12 protein-coding genes are annotated in these 17,192 nt (G+C 38.5%); 4 read left to right on the forward strand and 8 right to left on the reverse strand.

Going from position 1 to position 17,192, the window contains the following annotated elements; genetic code table 11:
* Positions 1-139 precede the first annotated feature (139 nt).
* Complete coding sequence (yfbV, locus tag PVK70_RS09035; RefSeq protein ID WP_130048055.1) at positions 140-589, reverse strand: terminus macrodomain insulation protein YfbV; 450 nt, start codon at positions 587-589, stop codon at positions 140-142.
* A 320-nt stretch (positions 590-909) separates the two neighbouring features.
* On the opposite strand from yfbV, the gene PVK70_RS09040 reads away from it, so the two are divergent.
* Entirely contained in the window at positions 910-2,106 is a 1,197-nt protein-coding gene (locus PVK70_RS09040; RefSeq protein ID WP_130048056.1) for an acetate kinase, read from the forward strand.
* Between the two features lie 101 nt (positions 2,107-2,207).
* Positions 2,208-4,373, forward strand: coding sequence for a phosphate acetyltransferase (pta, locus tag PVK70_RS09045; protein ID WP_130048057.1), 2,166 nt, complete (start codon positions 2,208-2,210; stop codon positions 4,371-4,373).
* Between the two features lie 165 nt (positions 4,374-4,538).
* On the opposite strand, the gene PVK70_RS09050 is transcribed toward pta, so the two are convergent.
* The 6 genes from PVK70_RS09050 to znuA form a co-directional block, all read right to left on the reverse strand.
* Entirely contained in the window at positions 4,539-4,781 is a 243-nt protein-coding gene (locus tag PVK70_RS09050) for a FeoC-like transcriptional regulator (RefSeq protein ID WP_130048058.1), read from the reverse strand.
* Positions 4,778-7,054, reverse strand: a complete 2,277-nt coding sequence (feoB, locus tag PVK70_RS09055; RefSeq protein WP_130048059.1) for a Fe(2+) transporter permease subunit FeoB — start codon at positions 7,052-7,054, stop codon at positions 4,778-4,780. Before feoB ends, PVK70_RS09050 begins: the two co-directional genes overlap by 4 nt.
* Before the next feature lies 1 nt (position 7,055).
* Positions 7,056-7,283, reverse strand: a complete 228-nt coding sequence (locus tag PVK70_RS09060) for a FeoA family protein (protein WP_045101569.1) — start codon at positions 7,281-7,283, stop codon at positions 7,056-7,058.
* 607 nt (positions 7,284-7,890) lie between these two features.
* On the reverse strand, positions 7,891-11,295 hold the full coding sequence (locus PVK70_RS09065) for a helix-turn-helix domain-containing protein (RefSeq protein WP_130048060.1): 3,405 nt from the start codon (positions 11,293-11,295) through the stop codon (positions 7,891-7,893).
* A gap of 170 nt (positions 11,296-11,465) precedes the next feature.
* A complete protein-coding gene (gene mepM / locus PVK70_RS09070; protein WP_130048098.1) occupies positions 11,466-12,806 on the reverse strand; it encodes a murein DD-endopeptidase MepM in 1,341 nt (446 codons plus the stop codon).
* Positions 12,803-13,696 (reverse strand): zinc ABC transporter substrate-binding protein ZnuA, encoded by an 894-nt coding sequence (gene znuA, locus PVK70_RS09075; protein ID WP_130048061.1) that lies wholly within the window; start codon positions 13,694-13,696, stop codon positions 12,803-12,805. Before znuA ends, mepM begins: the two co-directional genes overlap by 4 nt.
* 88 nt (positions 13,697-13,784) lie before the next feature.
* Between znuA and znuC the strand changes: the two genes are divergently transcribed.
* A complete protein-coding gene (znuC, locus tag PVK70_RS09080) occupies positions 13,785-14,555 on the forward strand; it encodes a zinc ABC transporter ATP-binding protein ZnuC (protein ID WP_130048062.1) in 771 nt (256 codons plus the stop codon).
* The gene (gene znuB / locus PVK70_RS09085; RefSeq protein WP_130048063.1) at positions 14,552-15,337 is read left to right on the forward strand and encodes a zinc ABC transporter permease subunit ZnuB; all 786 of its coding nucleotides are present in this window, start codon (positions 14,552-14,554) and stop codon (positions 15,335-15,337) included. Before znuC ends, znuB begins: the two co-directional genes overlap by 4 nt.
* Positions 15,338-15,389: 52 nt before the next feature.
* Here znuB and PVK70_RS09090 read toward each other — a convergent pair whose 3' ends face one another.
* Positions 15,390-17,000 (reverse strand): methyl-accepting chemotaxis protein, encoded by a 1,611-nt coding sequence (locus tag PVK70_RS09090; RefSeq protein WP_130048064.1) that lies wholly within the window; start codon positions 16,998-17,000, stop codon positions 15,390-15,392.
* Positions 17,001-17,192: the final 192 nt, after the last annotated feature.

Consider the following 17,192-nt stretch of genomic DNA (forward strand, 5'->3'; position numbering starts at 1 on the left):
ATTTAAGCGTTAAAAATGACTGACAACTTGTCAATCATCACGGACAAGAAAGCCGAACGTCTAAGGCTACTCTTAAACGTTCGGCTCTCATTTTTATCTTTTAAAGGGATTGCGGCGAGCAATTTATACTAATATTACATTAAAACCAACGTTCAAATTCACTTCGATCTAACTGTTTAAACGCTTTATTTAAAATATTAGCTAATTCTTTATAACGTGGTTGGCTCTTCATTGGCTCTAATGCAGCCCCTGATTCTATAATCTTTTGATATAACTCTCGGTACCAACTCGCGAGCGCTGGTGGTAATTTTGTATTCGCTCGATTACCTAACCACCAAAAGCCTTGTAATGGCATACTCAATGCAAATAACGCAATGATAATCGCTTGTGCCAACCCAGCTGTATTATTGAAAGCCATCTGGGTTAGTACGCTAATTACAGCAACTGCTGGCATTACCTTTACGGCAAACTTAGTTGCTTTAATTACACGATGTTCTGGGAACATTGGAGCTAACTCTTTTCGCTCAGGCCAAGCGTCCATATAGGTCTGGCCGTCTCGAAATCGGAATAGAAAACCGTTTTCACTCATATTGCCCCCTTATATTCTAAACAAAAGTTTAATTATTCAAAAATATACAGAATAAACTTGATTAGAATTAATATTATCTTAAAATATTTTTGTTATCTTAGCGCACAATCGTTATCCTATGCGCTGATTTATTTTTTTGCTGTAGTTCTACTATAAGCTAAAATAGGATAAATCGGCAAGGACTGCTGTAATGCTCTTTCTAAGGATAGCCAACTTTTTTATGCAAATGCGGTAATAATCTTCTGAATTAACTGTATTTGTCATTGTTATGTCATTTACGACATAACTTTAATTACTGATGAATAAATAGGTATTTATACATGTCTAAGCTGGTTTTAGTTTTAAACTGCGGTAGTTCTTCTCTTAAATTTGCGGTTGTTGACGCAGAATCTGGTGCAGAGCACTTAACTGGTCTTGCTGAATGTCTTGGTCTTCCTGAAGCTCGTATGAAGTGGAAACTTGATGGCAAGCACGAAGCTCAACTAGGTGCAGGCGCTGCACACGTAGAAGCTCTATCATTTATGGTAGAAACTATCCTTGCATCTAAGCCAGAGCTTAAAGCTAACCTTGGCGCTATCGGTCACCGTATCGTACACGGTGGTGAGCAATTCACTAAGTCAGCACTTATCACTGACGAAGTACTTAAAGGTATTCAAGACGCTGCAACTTTTGCACCTCTTCATAACCCAGCTCACATCATCGGTATCGAAGCAGCTAAAGCTAACTTCCCAGGCCTTCAAAACGTTGCTGTATTTGATACAGCTTTCCACCAAACTATGCCTGAAGAGTCTTTCCTATACGCTCTTCCATACAACCTATACACAGACCACGGCATCCGTCGTTACGGCATGCACGGTACTTCTCACCTATTCATCACTCGTGAAGTTGCTGGTCTATTAAACAAGCCAGTTGAAGAAGTTAACATCATCAACTGTCACCTAGGTAACGGCGCATCTGTATGTGCAATCAAGAACGGTCAATCTGTAGATACTTCTATGGGTCTTACTCCTCTTGAAGGTCTAGTAATGGGTACTCGTTGTGGTGATATCGATCCTGCGATCGTTTTCCACCTACATGACGCACTAGGTTACTCTGTTGAGCAAATCAACAACATGCTAACTAAAGAGTCTGGCCTACAAGGTCTAACTCAAGTGACTTCTGACTGTCGTTTCGTTGAAGACAACTACGGCGAGAAAGAAGAAGCAACTCGTGCGATGGACGTATTCTGTCACCGTCTAGCTAAATACGTTGCAGGTTACACAGCAACTCTAGAAGGTCGTCTAGACGCAATCACTTTCACTGGCGGCATCGGTGAAAACTCTGCTCCAATCCGTGAAATGGTTCTTAACCGTCTAGGTATCTTCGGTATCGAAGTTGATGGTGAAGCAAACCTTAAAGCGCGTTTCGGTGGTGAAGGTACTATCACTACAGCAAACAGCCGCATTCCTGCAATGGTTATCTCTACTAACGAAGAGCTAGTAATCGCAGAAGACACAGCTAAATTAACTGGTCTATAATATATCTCCTAAAAGGCTAGCCATTAGGTTAGCCTTTTTTCTTTCTATGGCTTTATTTTTTCAATAAGGTCTCTTGCCCCAATAGTGTAGAGGAATCTTCCATGTCTCGTACTATTATGCTTGTTCCAATCAGTGCTGGTGTTGGTCTAACTAGCGCAAGTTTGGGTGTTTTACGTTCTATGGAACGTAAAGGCGTAAGCGTTTCTTTTTACAAACCTATCTCTCAACCTCGTCACGGTGGTGATCAACCTGATCTAACTACTTCAATCGTGACTAGCAGCAGCGATATTAAAGCAGCAGAACCAACTACCGTTTCTCGCGCAGAAGAACTACTACGTAACGAACAATCTGACGTTCTTCTAGAAGAGATCGTTGCTCGTTATAAGTCTATCAGTGAAGATACTGATGTGACACTTATCGAAGGTCTTGTTCCTACTCGTAAACACCCATTTGCTAACCAATTAAATGGTGAAATCGCAAAAACTCTGGGCGCTGAGATTGTGTTTGTAGCTACTCCTGGTACAGATAATCCTTCTCAACTTAAAGAGCGTATCGAAGTAGCATGTTCTAACTTCGGCGGCACTAAGAACAAACAAATTGCTGGCGTTATCATCAACAAGCTAAATGCACCTGTTGATGAAGCGGGCCGTACTCGCCCTGACCTATCTGAAATCTTTGATGATGCAGATGCTACGACTAAGACTAACCTTGAAGTAATGCAAATCTTCAATTCTAGTCCTATTCGTGTTCTTGGTTGTGTGCCTTGGAAAATCGATCTAATCGCTACGCGTGCTATCGATATGGCTAAACACCTTAATGCTGAAATCATCAACGAAGGTGACATCGCGACTCGTCGTATTAAGAGCATCACTTTCTGTGCACGTTCTCTACCGCACATGATTGAGCACTTCAAACCCGGTTCTCTATTAGTAACTTCTGCTGACCGTCCTGACGTTATCGTTGCTGCATGTCTTGCTGCAATGAACGGCGTAGAAATCGGTGCGATCTTACTGACTGGTGGTTACGAGATCCCTCAATCAATTGCTGAACTTTGTAAGCCTGCTCTAGAGTCTGGTCTTCCAATCTTCACAGCGCAAGGTAACACTTGGCAGACTTCTCTAAATCTACAAAGCTTCAGCCTTGAAGTTCCTGCAGATGATAAAGAGCGTATTGAGTTTGTTAACGAACACGTTGCTAGCCACATTGATGGCCCTTGGATTGATTCACTATCTGAAGGTACTGAAGGCATCCGTCGTCTAAGCCCACCAGCATTCCGTTACCAGTTAACTGAATTTGCTCGTAAAGCGGCTAAGCGTATCGTTCTTCCTGAAGGTGATGAGCCTCGTACAGTTAAAGCTGCGGCTATCTGTGCTGAGCGTGGTATCGCGACTTGTGTTCTTCTTGGTAACCCAGAAGAAATCCGTCGTGTTGCAGCGCAACAAGGTGTTGAACTTGGTGCTGGCGTTGAGATCATCGATTCTGAAGCTGTACGTGAAAACTACGTTGCTCGTTTAGTTGAGCTACGTGGCGCGAAAGGCATGACTGAAGTTGTGGCTCGTGAGAAACTACAAGATTCAGTATTCCTTGGTACTATGATGCTTGAAGCGGGTGAAGTTGACGGTCTTGTGTCTGGTGCGGTTCATACCACAGCAAACACTATCGTTCCTCCGTTCCAAATCATCAAAACAGCACCAGATGCTTCTATCGTATCTTCAATCTTCTTCATGCTTCTGCCTGATCAAGTTCTTGTATACGGTGACTGTGCGATCAACCCTGATCCAACAGCTGAGCAACTTGCTGAAATCGCTATCCAATCTGCTGACTCTGCAGCGGCATTTGGTATCGACCCTCGCGTTGCAATGATCTCTTACTCTACTGGTGAATCTGGTAAAGGCGCAGACGTTGATAAAGTACGTGAAGCAACAAAACTAGCTCAAGCAAAACGTCCTGATCTAATGATCGACGGTCCTCTTCAGTACGATGCTGCAATCATGGAAAACGTAGCTGCTTCTAAAGCACCTAACTCTCCTGTTGCGGGTAAAGCGACTGTATTTGTATTCCCAGACCTAAACACTGGTAACACAACATACAAAGCCGTTCAACGTTCTGCTGACCTAGTATCTATCGGTCCAATGCTTCAAGGTATGCGCAAGCCAGTAAATGACTTGTCTCGTGGCGCTCTAGTAGACGATATCGTTTACACAGTAGCTCTAACGGCTATCCAAGCTTCTCAAGCAGAGCAAGCTGAAGAAAAAGTAATTAACTAATTTTATGCTCTAGCAATAGAGTTTAGTTAACGAAAATAGAAAGGCACGCGATGAAAGTTGCGTGTCTTTTTTTGTGCTTATAAAGCAGGGACTAGGTTTTAAAAACAAAAAAACGAGAACCAATTGGCTCTCGCTTTTATTTGTTACGCTAATAAAGCTAGGCGACTATCGTATGTAAGTAGTCATTAACTCGTTTTGATACACTGGGCGATACCAGACACGCTCTGCCTCTTGGCAACACTGAGTCTTGTCACACCCAATAAGCTCACGAGTTAACTTCCCTTTCTTCACCCAGAGCTCAAGCATTGCATCGACACCATCTTCACTCATACTGAACTTCTTAGCTAAAGTAATGCGTTCAACTCGACCTTGTTCATCAATGTACTGTTTAAGCTCTGTTAATATCATACTAAGGCTGCCTCTTGTTGCTCTACTTCTTTACTCTTGTGTTTCAAGGCAAGATAAGTCACTGCCATTGCGATTAGCGAAATTGCAATCCACATGCTGCTTGTCATTGGTGCATTAGAGAAATTCGCAATTTGGTAATACAGCGTTGCTGATACGTAAGCTAATAGCATTGTCCAGCCCGCAATAAAGTAAGAGTACTGACGACCAAACTCACGCATATACGCACCCATTGCAGCCACGCATGGAGTGTAAAGAAGAATAAAGATTAAGTAAGCCATCGCACTTGCACTTGTCACAAAGTGAGCTTGTAAATTACCAAAGATTGAATCAGCAACACCTTGGGCTTCTGCAACAGCACTAGAGTCTGTTAAGTCACCCACTTCAACACCTAATGGATCTGAATAGCTTAAACCTGATAGGTTGTCAGGAATAGACATCACCGCCTCTTCAAGACTTGCCATTAAATCAAACTCAGCACCTTCATCAGCTGGATCTGAATATAAGCTGTTTAATGTACCGACTACGGCTTCTTTTGCAAAAATACCGGTAATAATACCCACGGTTGCTGGCCAGTTATCTTCTTGAATACCAATTGGCGCTAATACTGGAGTTACGATTTGAGCGGCTTTTGATAATACAGAGTTTTCACTGTCTTCGTTACCAAATGAACCGTCCATACCCAATGAGTTAAAGAAGCTTAAAATAGTTACAACAACAACAATCGTTTTACCTGCACCAAGAACAAAGCGCTTCAGTTTCTGCCATGTTTTAATCATGATGTTACGTATTGTTGGAAATTCATAATCTGGAATTTCCATGATGAACGTATCACTACGGCCTGGATAGATTGTGTGCTTCAATAGTAAGCCTGTGAAAACAGCCGCTAAAATACCTAAGAAATACAAACCAAATACTACGTTCTGACCATTTTCTGGGAAGAAAGCTGCAGCAAACAAAGCATAAACAGGAAGACGTGCGCCACATGACATAAATGGAGCCATTGATGCCGCCAGTTTACGTTCACGCTCTTGCTCTAACGTACGAGTCGCCATAATAGCAGGAACGTTACAACCAAAACCTAGAACCAAAGGAACAAACGCTTTACCTGGTAAACCAATCTTCTGCATTACTTTATCAAGTACAAAAGCAGCGCGAGCCATATAACCCGAGCTTTCAAGTAGAGATAGGAATAAGTATAAACAACCGATCACAGGAATAAATGTCGCGACGGTTTGAATACCACCACCAACACCATCAGCGATAAGTGTAACTAACCAAACAGGCAAATGGCCATCTAATAAATAATGGCTACCATCAACGAGTAATGCACCAACACCAATATCAAAGAAATCAATAAATGCACTACCAATGTTAATAGAGAACATAAACATCAGGTACATGACCAAGAAAAAGAAAGGAATACCGATCCATTTATTCAAAATTACACGGTCAATTTTCTCACTAACACTGTGGCTTAAACCACCTTCTTGACGACGTAATTGCTGACATAATTGATGTAAAAATGTGTATCGACAATCCGCAATATGAAAATCAGCTTCGACTTTCGTCGTTAATACATTAACGATATTAGCCACTGCATTTCTTTTTTCTGCTTCTAATGCATTCAATACTAACGCGTCATTTTCTAGTGCACGAATAGCCAGTGAACGACTTGATGCGTAATCGCTTGTAAATAATGATGAAGCTTCTTCTATTGCCGCCTCAACTTGCTCGCCGTATGTCAGCTCAAGCGGAGCCATTTTGATGCCTTGGGCAATAGATTTATGAAGTTTTTCTTTAAACTTATGAACTTGGCCATTGTTGTTTGCAGAAAGTGCAAGTACTGGGCAGCCTAGTTTTTTCTCTAAACCTTTAATATCAAGAACTTGTCGTTGACGCTTTAATACATCCATTTTATTCAGTACAACGATCATTGGGCGACCCAATTCACGCAACTGTAATGTCATGTATAAACTACGTTCTAAACAAGAGGCATCCACCACATTAATAATCACGTCAGCATCATGTGTTAAAACCGCTCTTGAGGCGATGGTTTCATCAAGGCTATTTACATCATTACCACTGTCTAGTGCGTAGATACCAGGTAAATCCGTTAATAAAAACTCATCACCAGAACACGTATATTTACCGGTTTTCTTTTCGACAGTTACACCAGCCCAGTTACCAACTTGTTGCTTAGCACCAGTTAGGCCATTAAATAAGGTTGTTTTACCACTGTTTGGGTTACCTACAGTTAGTACTTGATACTGCATCTTATAATTCCTTAACTGTGATCTGTTCTGCTAAATTTTTACGAATAGCGAGAGAAGTGCCTCTTACGCTAATTTGTAATGGGTCACCCATTGGAGCTTTACGCAAAATAGAGATTTCCGTATGCGGTAGCATTCCCATTACCATTAACTTCTTTCTTGTATCTGTTGGTAATAAAGACATATCTGTTACTACGGCTTTTTTTCCGCTATCTAATTGCGTTAGTTTCATCTCAAGCTCCACGATAGTGAGAATCATTATTATTTCGTTTCATTCTATAACTTACGCTTACATTTTTCTTGCGCTAAATCAATTTTTGTCAGTAAATTGACAAAAATCCTATAAATTTAAACTTTTATGCGGAAAATATCTTTTGTGATACCGCTTCCAAGGCAACGTCAATTATGTCAAAATCCTCAAGTAAAAAACAACGTCAAAATAATGCAAGGATAGCAACAAAAACGCCACCAAATAAAAATTATTAAAATTCAATAACTTACAATTAATTTAAATTGATGGCGGATTTGTACCTGTAGATTGTCGTTATTTTGATATGTAAAAAAAGAAAGCCAACGTATAGTTTCTACATCGAGAGGGAAACTTCTCAAACTTTTATTCTAATAGAGGTAATGAGATTTATCTTATTACCTCGGCAGCAAGCGAAGGCACCATTGGTGCCCGCGACGTAGTCCCCCCGGCTACGTCGCGATCTTTTTTTTCTCTTCTTTAAATTCATAACCTATAAATTATCAGCACCTTACTTTCAATTCATATTTTTAAGCTATAAGTCGAAAAATCTAATCTATAGCATTAATAGGCTATCTAATATGAGTTTACATCACTCCTCATTCTCACTAACGAATTGTGTAGGGGATAAACCATAATGTCGCTTAAATCGCTTACTAAAATACGAAGGGTCATTAAAACCAGAATCAAATGCTGCATCCGCAACTTTATTCCCTGCAATTAATAACTCACAGGCTTTTTCTAACTTAACTTCAATCAGATATTCCATAAACGAGCGCTGAGTGAGCTGTTTAAATTTACGTTGAAAGTTTCGCTCTGAGATAAATAATGCTTTTGCAACTAACCTGGTTCCAAATGCAGGGTTAGAGTAATTCTCTTCCACAACTGTATAGACACTAATTAACCATTCTTGGTTAACACTCTTTAACTCATTACTCTTTGTATCGACACTTTCATTAAGTTTTTTATCAGCTAATATATCTAGCGCTATTGGCCACGATAATAATATTTCATTATCTTTGTCGGTGTTTTTTACAATTTCAAAATGACCGCCATTCTGTACAGTAAGTTGTTTAACCGATACTAAACCTACTGCTTGATTAAACATTTCAATTGCTTGAGTTAAATCAACCCTCTTTAATTCATCAAGTTCATGTTCTGGGATACATTGTCCGACACTAATAAAGTAAATCGTTACTCGTACATCATCAGATTCAATACGAATATTAACTTTCTCCCCACATTCGCTTCTCTTTAATAAGCTTAAAAGTACATTATTAAAAATGGCATCGATCAATAGCGGCTGAACGTATATTGAACAAGATTTTGAATTATCCTCTAGCTCAAGATCGACATCTTTAGTTTGGAACTCCTCTTTCCATCCTTTAGATACTGCTCTTAGTAATAAAGACAGCACTTGATTAGTTCGCGTATTTTTCTGCCGTAAATCTAGCGGTTCTATATGAGAAAGCTGCTTTAATAGGGTTAAGCTGTATTCACACTGATTAGCTAAAGCAAGATTTATTAATGAGCCCTTTTTCTGGAGATCGGCTTGAATGTCTTTAATTGGTAGCTGAGCTTGCTCTGAAATTTCAGAAATAACATGCTGCCTTACAGTAAGTAACTTCTGTAGTTGGCGGTTACTAGAAACCAGAACTTTGCCTTGATTACTCAACTGCTGAGTTTTAATTTCTACGCTTTTCTTCAATCTCTCATTACTCTTCTTTATCTCTTTAGAACGCCAAGAATAAATACCAATAACAGTGAATACTAATAAAGAAAACACTAATACGACAAACCAAGGAGCAAAAAACCAAGGGACTTCAACATAGAATTGAAACTCAGTAACATTACTGCTTCTCTGCCCATTATTACGAGGCTTGATACGTAATGTATATTTACCTGAGTTTAATGAATCAAAAATAAGTGAATTACCATCGAAATCTTGCCACTCCTCATCAGTCCCTCCGACTAATTGATAAGAAAGCGACGTATTTTGAAATTCAGGAAGTATCCCAAAAAGAAATGAAATATTAGAACCATAAGGAAGAGGTGATGTTAGCTCTTTATCAGCCCCGTAGCTGACCGTTCTATGATCAACGTTAATCTTCCCAAGTACTACCTTTGGTTTCGCAATCTGATACTCAAGTAAAGCTAGTTCGTTCGTAAATATTACGCCATCTTTACTAGCAAACATCATGCTTCCATCTGTAGATATAGAGCATAAATCGGGAAGCAATTCATTATCAATTAACCCTATCTGACTCCCGAAATGTTTAATTATTCGCCCTTGATGTGTGTATAAAGTCAGCCCTTTACTTGAGGACAACCAAACCCCATTACTTGTTGGCATTACGCAATGTGGCGTCGTATATTCGGCCGAAAGTGTCACATCTTCTCGTAGTCCTTTTTTATCTCTTATTTGCAAGCCATAGTTACTGACAATCCAAGTGTTATCATACTCAGTATCCGACATATCAATAATACTACCGGCTCTTATATAGGCGTAATCAAAGATAAGTGCCCCATTATCATAATGATAAAGCCCTACATTTGTACCCACAGATATTACACCGCTTTTATTCTCATAAAGGTGAGTTATATGAGTTAAGTATTTTTGTTCAACAACCCAAGAAAAACCCAAGTTAATTAACTGCTTGGTTTTTGTATTAAACTTATATAAACCGTTTTCACTAGAAAACCATAGCATGCCTGTGGAATCTTTAAGTATGTGACTAATGTTCCGATGGTTAACACTTTTAAGTGAGGAAGGTCTTGTTATCGCTTTGGTTTTACGATCTACCTGATAAACACCAGATTTTGTCGCAACCCAAATATTCATGTCATCTGAAGAAATGGCATTGATAGGCTTAGACATAATTTGATCAATAGGTAATTGAGGACTTTGACTATTTAATAAATATAGACCCGAGAATGAGCCAATCCAAGCCTCATTATTGTCACTCTGCAATATAGATGTGATCTCATTAATCTCTAATTGGCTATTTGCTTCTTTATATCGAACTCGCGGGAACAACTGTGTACTCTCAGAGTAATAGCTCACACCATTATCTGTGGCTATCCAAAGCCCATTATTTTTATCTGCAACAAGCGCATATATTTTATTTCCCTCTAGTGAATAATCATCACGGACTACCGCTTTAAAGTACTTTAAATGCTCATTGTTAATATTCCACTTATACAAGCCTTGCTCAGTTCCAAACCACCAATTATTAGTTGTTTCTGCAAAAGACAATAGTGATAACTCTGTAGGTACTTTTTTAATGACCTCTAATGACTCGTCTTTTAATTCTGTTATCCAAACGCTGTTATGAGCACCTAAAATTATCTGTTTTTTCTCTTGAGAATAAAATATAGCATCAATATATTGCCCTAAAAGCAACGGAGTAAAGCTCTCTGTAAGCAGGCTAAACTCAAATATTCCTGCAGAAGTAGAAACTAACCATCTTTTATCAATTTGAATGGCTCCTGTAATTTCTATTGCATCAAAAATTACACTGCTGTTTGAATTGTTAATCTCTGATGTATAAACTTTCTGAGTCTCTGGTTCATAGATAAAGAAACGATCTGCGTCGCTCCCCCAAAAGGCTCCATCTTCTTGGTTTAAGGTTCGAAAATTAAAGTCTTGAGATAAAACAGCTTCGCTTGTAAAACCACTATTTTCAGACCATGACTGTATTTTATTCTCTTTAATGAACCAAAATTTTTGCTCAAAAAATGAAATGCGCCGAGGTAATGTCTTGTCTGATTTTTCCCCTAACGTAAACATATTTTGTCCATCAAATAGATGAAGCTGACCATATACATCGTACATCCATAATGCTCCATCATCACGAAGGAACAGTTGCTGAGCTGTAATATACTGGCCATCACTATGAATTGGCATTGGGTAAAAAATAGTATTATCTGAACGAGATAAAGAGTAAGTAGAGAAATAAAGGAAAATACTTAAAATAAGTATTCTGAATAAAAGCATCTACTCGCCTTGAGGTATAAAGAAAAAGTATCAACATGATAGGAAAACTCTTTCTATATAGCAATGAATACTAAGATGATTCATTAATTCGTAGAGTTTATTACTACAGAGTAAAAAAAGCCCTTTCTATTCTTTTAAATAGAAAGGGCTATACAGGTTAATATGATTACTTAAACTTGATCTCGCAAAGCATCAATCGTCAATCTAGCCTGTTGCTTAAATTTCGCTCTCTCAGACTCTTTTACTGGTGATGCTTGAGGCAGCGGGACTTTCATGGAGTTCACTGCACGACCATTTTTAATCAGTTCATAATGCAAATGTGGCCCAGTCGAGCGACCAGTATTACCACTCAATGCAATTTTGTCACCCATGGATACTTTTTGCCCTTTCTTCACTAATATTTTACTTAGGTGAAGATAACGCGTCATGTATTCGCGCCCATGTTTAATAACAACATAATTACCAGCCAATGGATGATGTAGCGCTCTTACTACAACACCGTCTCCGCTGGCATACACTGATGTACCTACAGGGGCGGCAAAGTCAGTACCATTATGTGGAGAAATTCGCCCTGTCACTGGGTGTTTACGATACGGATTAAATGATGAACTAATTCTAAAACGCTGATGTGTGGGATAGCGTTCTAAAGCACGGTTTAAGCTGCGCCCTTGCACATCATAATAATTCCCATCGGTGTGTTTAATCAGTGTAATTTCTCGAGAACCATTTTGATACAAGACAGCTTCTACATCACCAGAGGACACGGCTTTACCATCAATAAACTCTTTATTAATTTCAACCGCAAATTTATCCCCTTTTCGAGCTTCTTTACCAAAATCAAACTTCCATTGTAGCTGTTTTGCTAATGTTTGAATTTGCCCAGGAGTAAGCCCTGCTGAACGCGCAGAGTTATAAAAGTTACTGGTTACTCGACCAGAAAGAAAAACAGGTTTGATCTCTCCTTTCTCTTCCTTTTGAGTAAAGCTGTATTTACCATCGTTCCAAGAATACACATCGGTGTCTTTAATATTTCGATGGATCTGCAACTCTATAAGTTTGCCATTTTCATCTTGCTGCCACTCTAAATCAACACCAACACGCATGTTTGCTGCCGATTTATTTACAGCAAGTAATGCATACATATCAGATATAGGCAGTGCATATTGATTAAAGATCTCTCCTAGAGTTTCCCCAGACGCAACAGTGTGTGAATGAACAATATCTTGAGCATCTATTTGCTGATCTAGTTCATCTTTTGGTGCATTGAAATCAGGATCATCAGGCTCAAAAATAGTCCCTACGGGCTCACTGTTTTGATCAGCTAATGTCTGTAAATTTTCACTAGATAACTTAACCTGACCTCTAATGGGTTCTGAAGAGGTGCTGTGTCTATTATGTGTAGGCTCCCAGATCAAAATGGCACAAGTAAACAATGATAACGACAATAACGCGAATTTATGCCTTTTGGATAGCGTGCCTAATCTTGCTGTAACTGCTTCTTTATATTTTATTGACTTAAACAACGTGATAACTCATTACTGATAGTTGATAGAAATATAAAATATGCTCCTACTTCATCTGATTGCTGTATGGCTAGAGGATCAAGTTCTCCCTTATTAACTTCTGTTCCTCTGGTAATAGTTGTCACTATTGCTGGCTCAAACTGAGGTTCAGAAAATACACATACTGCTTGTTGATTTAAAAGCGATTTTTTTATTTTAATCAAAGATTTTGCACCCGGTTTTCTATCCGGACTCACCGTAAAGTGCCCCAAGTTATTCATTCCAAAATAACGTTCAAAATAACCATATGCATCATGAAAAACAAAGTAACCTTTGTCTTGCACTGGTTTTAATTGATTTGAAATAGTCTCCACAGCCTGTGTTAACTTATTTTCAAAGGCTGTAAGGTTAGACTCATATTGATCTTTATTCAATGGATCAATTTTGATCAGTTGTTGAGTTATCTCTTTTGCTACACCTAACGATTCCTTTGGACCTAACCAAAAATGTGGATCGGTACTATGATGGTGACCATCTTCATGAGAGTGTCCCTCTTCCCCATGCTCATCAAAATGATAAAAATCAACTGAAGGAAATTCACTGATCGTGATGACATTTTTTTTATCTGCAATGATTTTACTTAAAAAAGGTTCTAAGTCATTTCCATACCAAATAACAACATCAGCTTGCTTTACCTTTCTAATATCCGATGGACGCAAAGCATAATCGTGTGGAGATGCCCCACTTGGTACAAGATAAGAAGTGTCAGAAATGCCATTTGTTAATTCCTGAACAATGAGATTAATTGGCTTTACTGACGATAATACTGTCATGGCTTGTGCTGTTCCGCTCAAAAAGGTAAACATACACAGCAAGGTTAATTGAATATTTCTTCTCATTTGCTTCTCTTAAAAAATGTGATAGCGATTGGATTTCTAAAATGTTACATTATAACACTTACTAATTGCAAACGACTCTTATTTAAAAATGACTTCTTTACTCAATTTACAAGATGTTTGTGTGGTCTTCGATGGGCGCCATGTGATCGATAACGTTTCTTTAACTATCGAGCCAAACAAGATCATCACTCTTATAGGCCCTAATGGTGCAGGAAAGTCTACGTTAGTAAAAACCATTCTTGGCTTGCAGAAACCAACCAGTGGAACAATAAATCGAAATAAAAAACTTCGTATTGGTTACGTTCCTCAAAAACTGCATTTAAATGATTCCTTACCTTTAACGGTTAATGGTTTCTTAAAATTAGCAGGAAAATACAGCCAACAAGAGCATCTTGATGCCTTAAAATTAGTCGAGGCTGAACATCTACTCAATTCAAACATGCATAAGCTGTCAGGTGGTGAATCTCAACGGGTATTATTAGCAAGAGCATTATTACAACGCCCTGATCTTCTTGTTCTTGATGAACCAGCTCAAGGTGTTGATGTTCAAGGGCAAATTAGCCTGTACGCTTTAATTGAATCTATTCGTCACCGCTTTAATTGTGCTGTATTTATGGTGTCACACGATTTGCATCTGGTTATGGCAAAAACAGATGAAGTTATTTGTCTTCAGCATCACATCTGCTGCTCTGGTGCTCCAGAATCCATCTCTAAGCACCCCAAATACATTGCATTATTTGGTCAACAACGAGATCAACAATTGGCGTTTTATCATCATAACCACCACCATGATCATAATCTATCCGGTGAACCTGCTGATGGCTCGTGCTGCAGTAAGAATAAAAAGGCCTCTTCATGATTGAATTTTTACTTCCTGCACTGTTAGCAGGCTTAGGTATTGCATTACTTGCTGGCCCTTTAGGCTCTTTCGTTGTATGGCGAAAAATGGCTTATTTTGGTGATACGTTAGCTCACGCCTCTCTACTTGGTTTATCTCTTGGTTTTTTATTTGATATTAATTTAAACCTAGCTTTAGTCGTTTGTTGTGTTGCTATTGCTTTGTTATTGGTTACCTTACAAAAACAACGTTTAGTGGCAACCGATACATTACTTGGAATATTGGCTCATAGCTCGCTTTCATTAGGACTAGTCGCTGTTAGTTTTTTAGATAATGTTCGAGTCGACTTAATGTCTTATTTGTTCGGGGATCTGCTGGCGGTCACTTACGATGATTTAATCTATATTTATACTGGTGTGTTTATTGTTCTTGGCTTAATACTTTTAGTATGGCGTCCATTACTTTCATCAACAATCAGCGAAGAATTAGCTCAGGTCGAAGGCGTTAATGTGGAATTAATGCGTTTAGTTTTAATGTTAATGGTTGGTTTAGTAATTGCGATTTCGATGAAGTTTGTCGGCGCGTTAATTATTACGTCTTTACTTATCATTCCAGCTGCAACTGCTCGCCGATTTTCACGCTCTCCAGAGCAAATGGTAGTACTTGCTTCTATTTTTGGTTGTATCGCAGTAATGGTAGGTTTAGCATTATCTTGGCATTATGATACCCCTGCAGGTCCTTCTATTGTCGTTTCTGGGGCCGCTATATTTATGCTAAGTCAATTAAAGAAAGCGCATAGCTAACATCATAAAAAAAGCAATACGATATGGTTCGTATTGCTTTTTTTTAATTTTCTTAGAGTTTAAATCGATTCACTATTGTCGTTAAATTATCAGCCATTTCACCTAAGCGCTCCGACTCTTTTTCTGTCGCATCAACATCTGATGCGTTTCCTTTTGCAACAATATTAATGTCTGAAATTAATTGGTTTACACTCGATGTTGCCGTTAGTTGCTCTTCTGCCGATGCTGAAATTTGGCTGTTCATTGTTTGAATAATCGCAACAGACTCAAAAATAGAACTGACTGTGTGTTGGGTATCCACCGTTTTCTCTGCAATTTGATGTGCATCATCTGAGTTACTTTGCATCAAGGTTACTGATTTTACCGCTTCATCTTGCAATTCTGCAATCATCGTCGATATTTGCGAAGTACTGTCTTGAGTTCGGCTCGCAAGCAATCTCACTTCATCTGCAACAACGGCAAAACCTCTTCCACTTTCCCCAGCTCTTGCTGCTTCAATCGCCGCGTTTAAGGCTAGCAAATTAGTTTGATCTGCAATACTACGGATCACATCTAATATACTACCTATGTTCTCGGTTTTAACTTGTAGATTCGCAATTACTAGTGAAACATCTTGAATATTAACCGCTAATGTTTGCATATCACTATTCATATCCCCAATAGTATTAATGCAATGGCTTGAAGTCTGATTAACTTCTAATGCTGAATCAGAAGCCTGAATCGCACTTTTAGTTACTTCATCAACACTAACTACAATTTGGTCTGTCGCTACAGCCGCTTGCCCTAATTGATCCATTTGAGCTTTCATACTGATGTTCATTGTATGAGCAGACGAAGATAAATGATGAGATGATTCACTTAACTCAAGGGTTAGCTTATTTATATCTGTCACAAGTTCTTTGATGTTTTGCGCCATTTCAAGAATACGCCCATAAATCCCAATATGACGATCACTTGTTGCATTGATGTGTGTTAAATCACCACGAGAAATACGATCAATAACATTTAAAATAACCTCAGGATCATTACCCAATGTTTTATTATATTTTCGTACTGAAAAAAACATAACAAAACCAATAAATAAATTAACAATGAAGCCTATGACTAAGCCTTCAAGAAGAAAAGCTTTGAAAGTATCATTTACTTTTTTCTCTTGAACACCACTGCCTAAATACCAATTCCAATGCTTGGTTTTAACTGCTATAGATTTTACTTCTGTAGTTATACTCTCTCGTGTGGTAAACCAAGAGTAGGTAATAACCTGCCCTGCGACAGTAAGGTTGCTAAGAATATGACTTTTTGCCTCATGACTGACAATGCTTTCAAACGACTGACCGATAATTTGAGGATCTAAAGGCGCAGCTAAAAAGACTAGGTTTTCATCCGTCATCCAAATATATTCATTATCTGAGTACGCATAACTTTGCATTAATTCACTGGCTAGTCTCTTTGCTTTACTTTCATCCAACTCACCTGATATCACTTTTTGCTCTAAAGTTGCAATTGTATTTTTAGCATTTGTGAGTAAGTTTTCTAATCGTATTACGTTATTTGTTTCTAACGTATACCTAACGTTGTATGCGCCCATAATAATAGACCCAAACATTGCAGCAGAAAAAATCAGATAAATAATGACATACTTAGTTGTAGAATTAAGGTGCATATGTGTTCTCAAATTTAAATAACTAATAATAATTTATACCAATAGTGAACTTGATATTAAATGCTATTCATTCTTTGAGTTTTGTTATACGGCTCTGAATAAGTGGCTTGATTATTTAACAAATCATATACTTATTTAGATAGGTACGGGGTGTGTCCTGAGAAAGAAAAGCGCCGAATCTTATCAGAGGAT

Origin of the sequence: Aliivibrio sp. A6, from assembly GCF_028765505.1 — a bacterium.
Taxonomy (GTDB): domain Bacteria; phylum Pseudomonadota; class Gammaproteobacteria; order Enterobacterales; family Vibrionaceae; genus Aliivibrio; species Aliivibrio finisterrensis_A.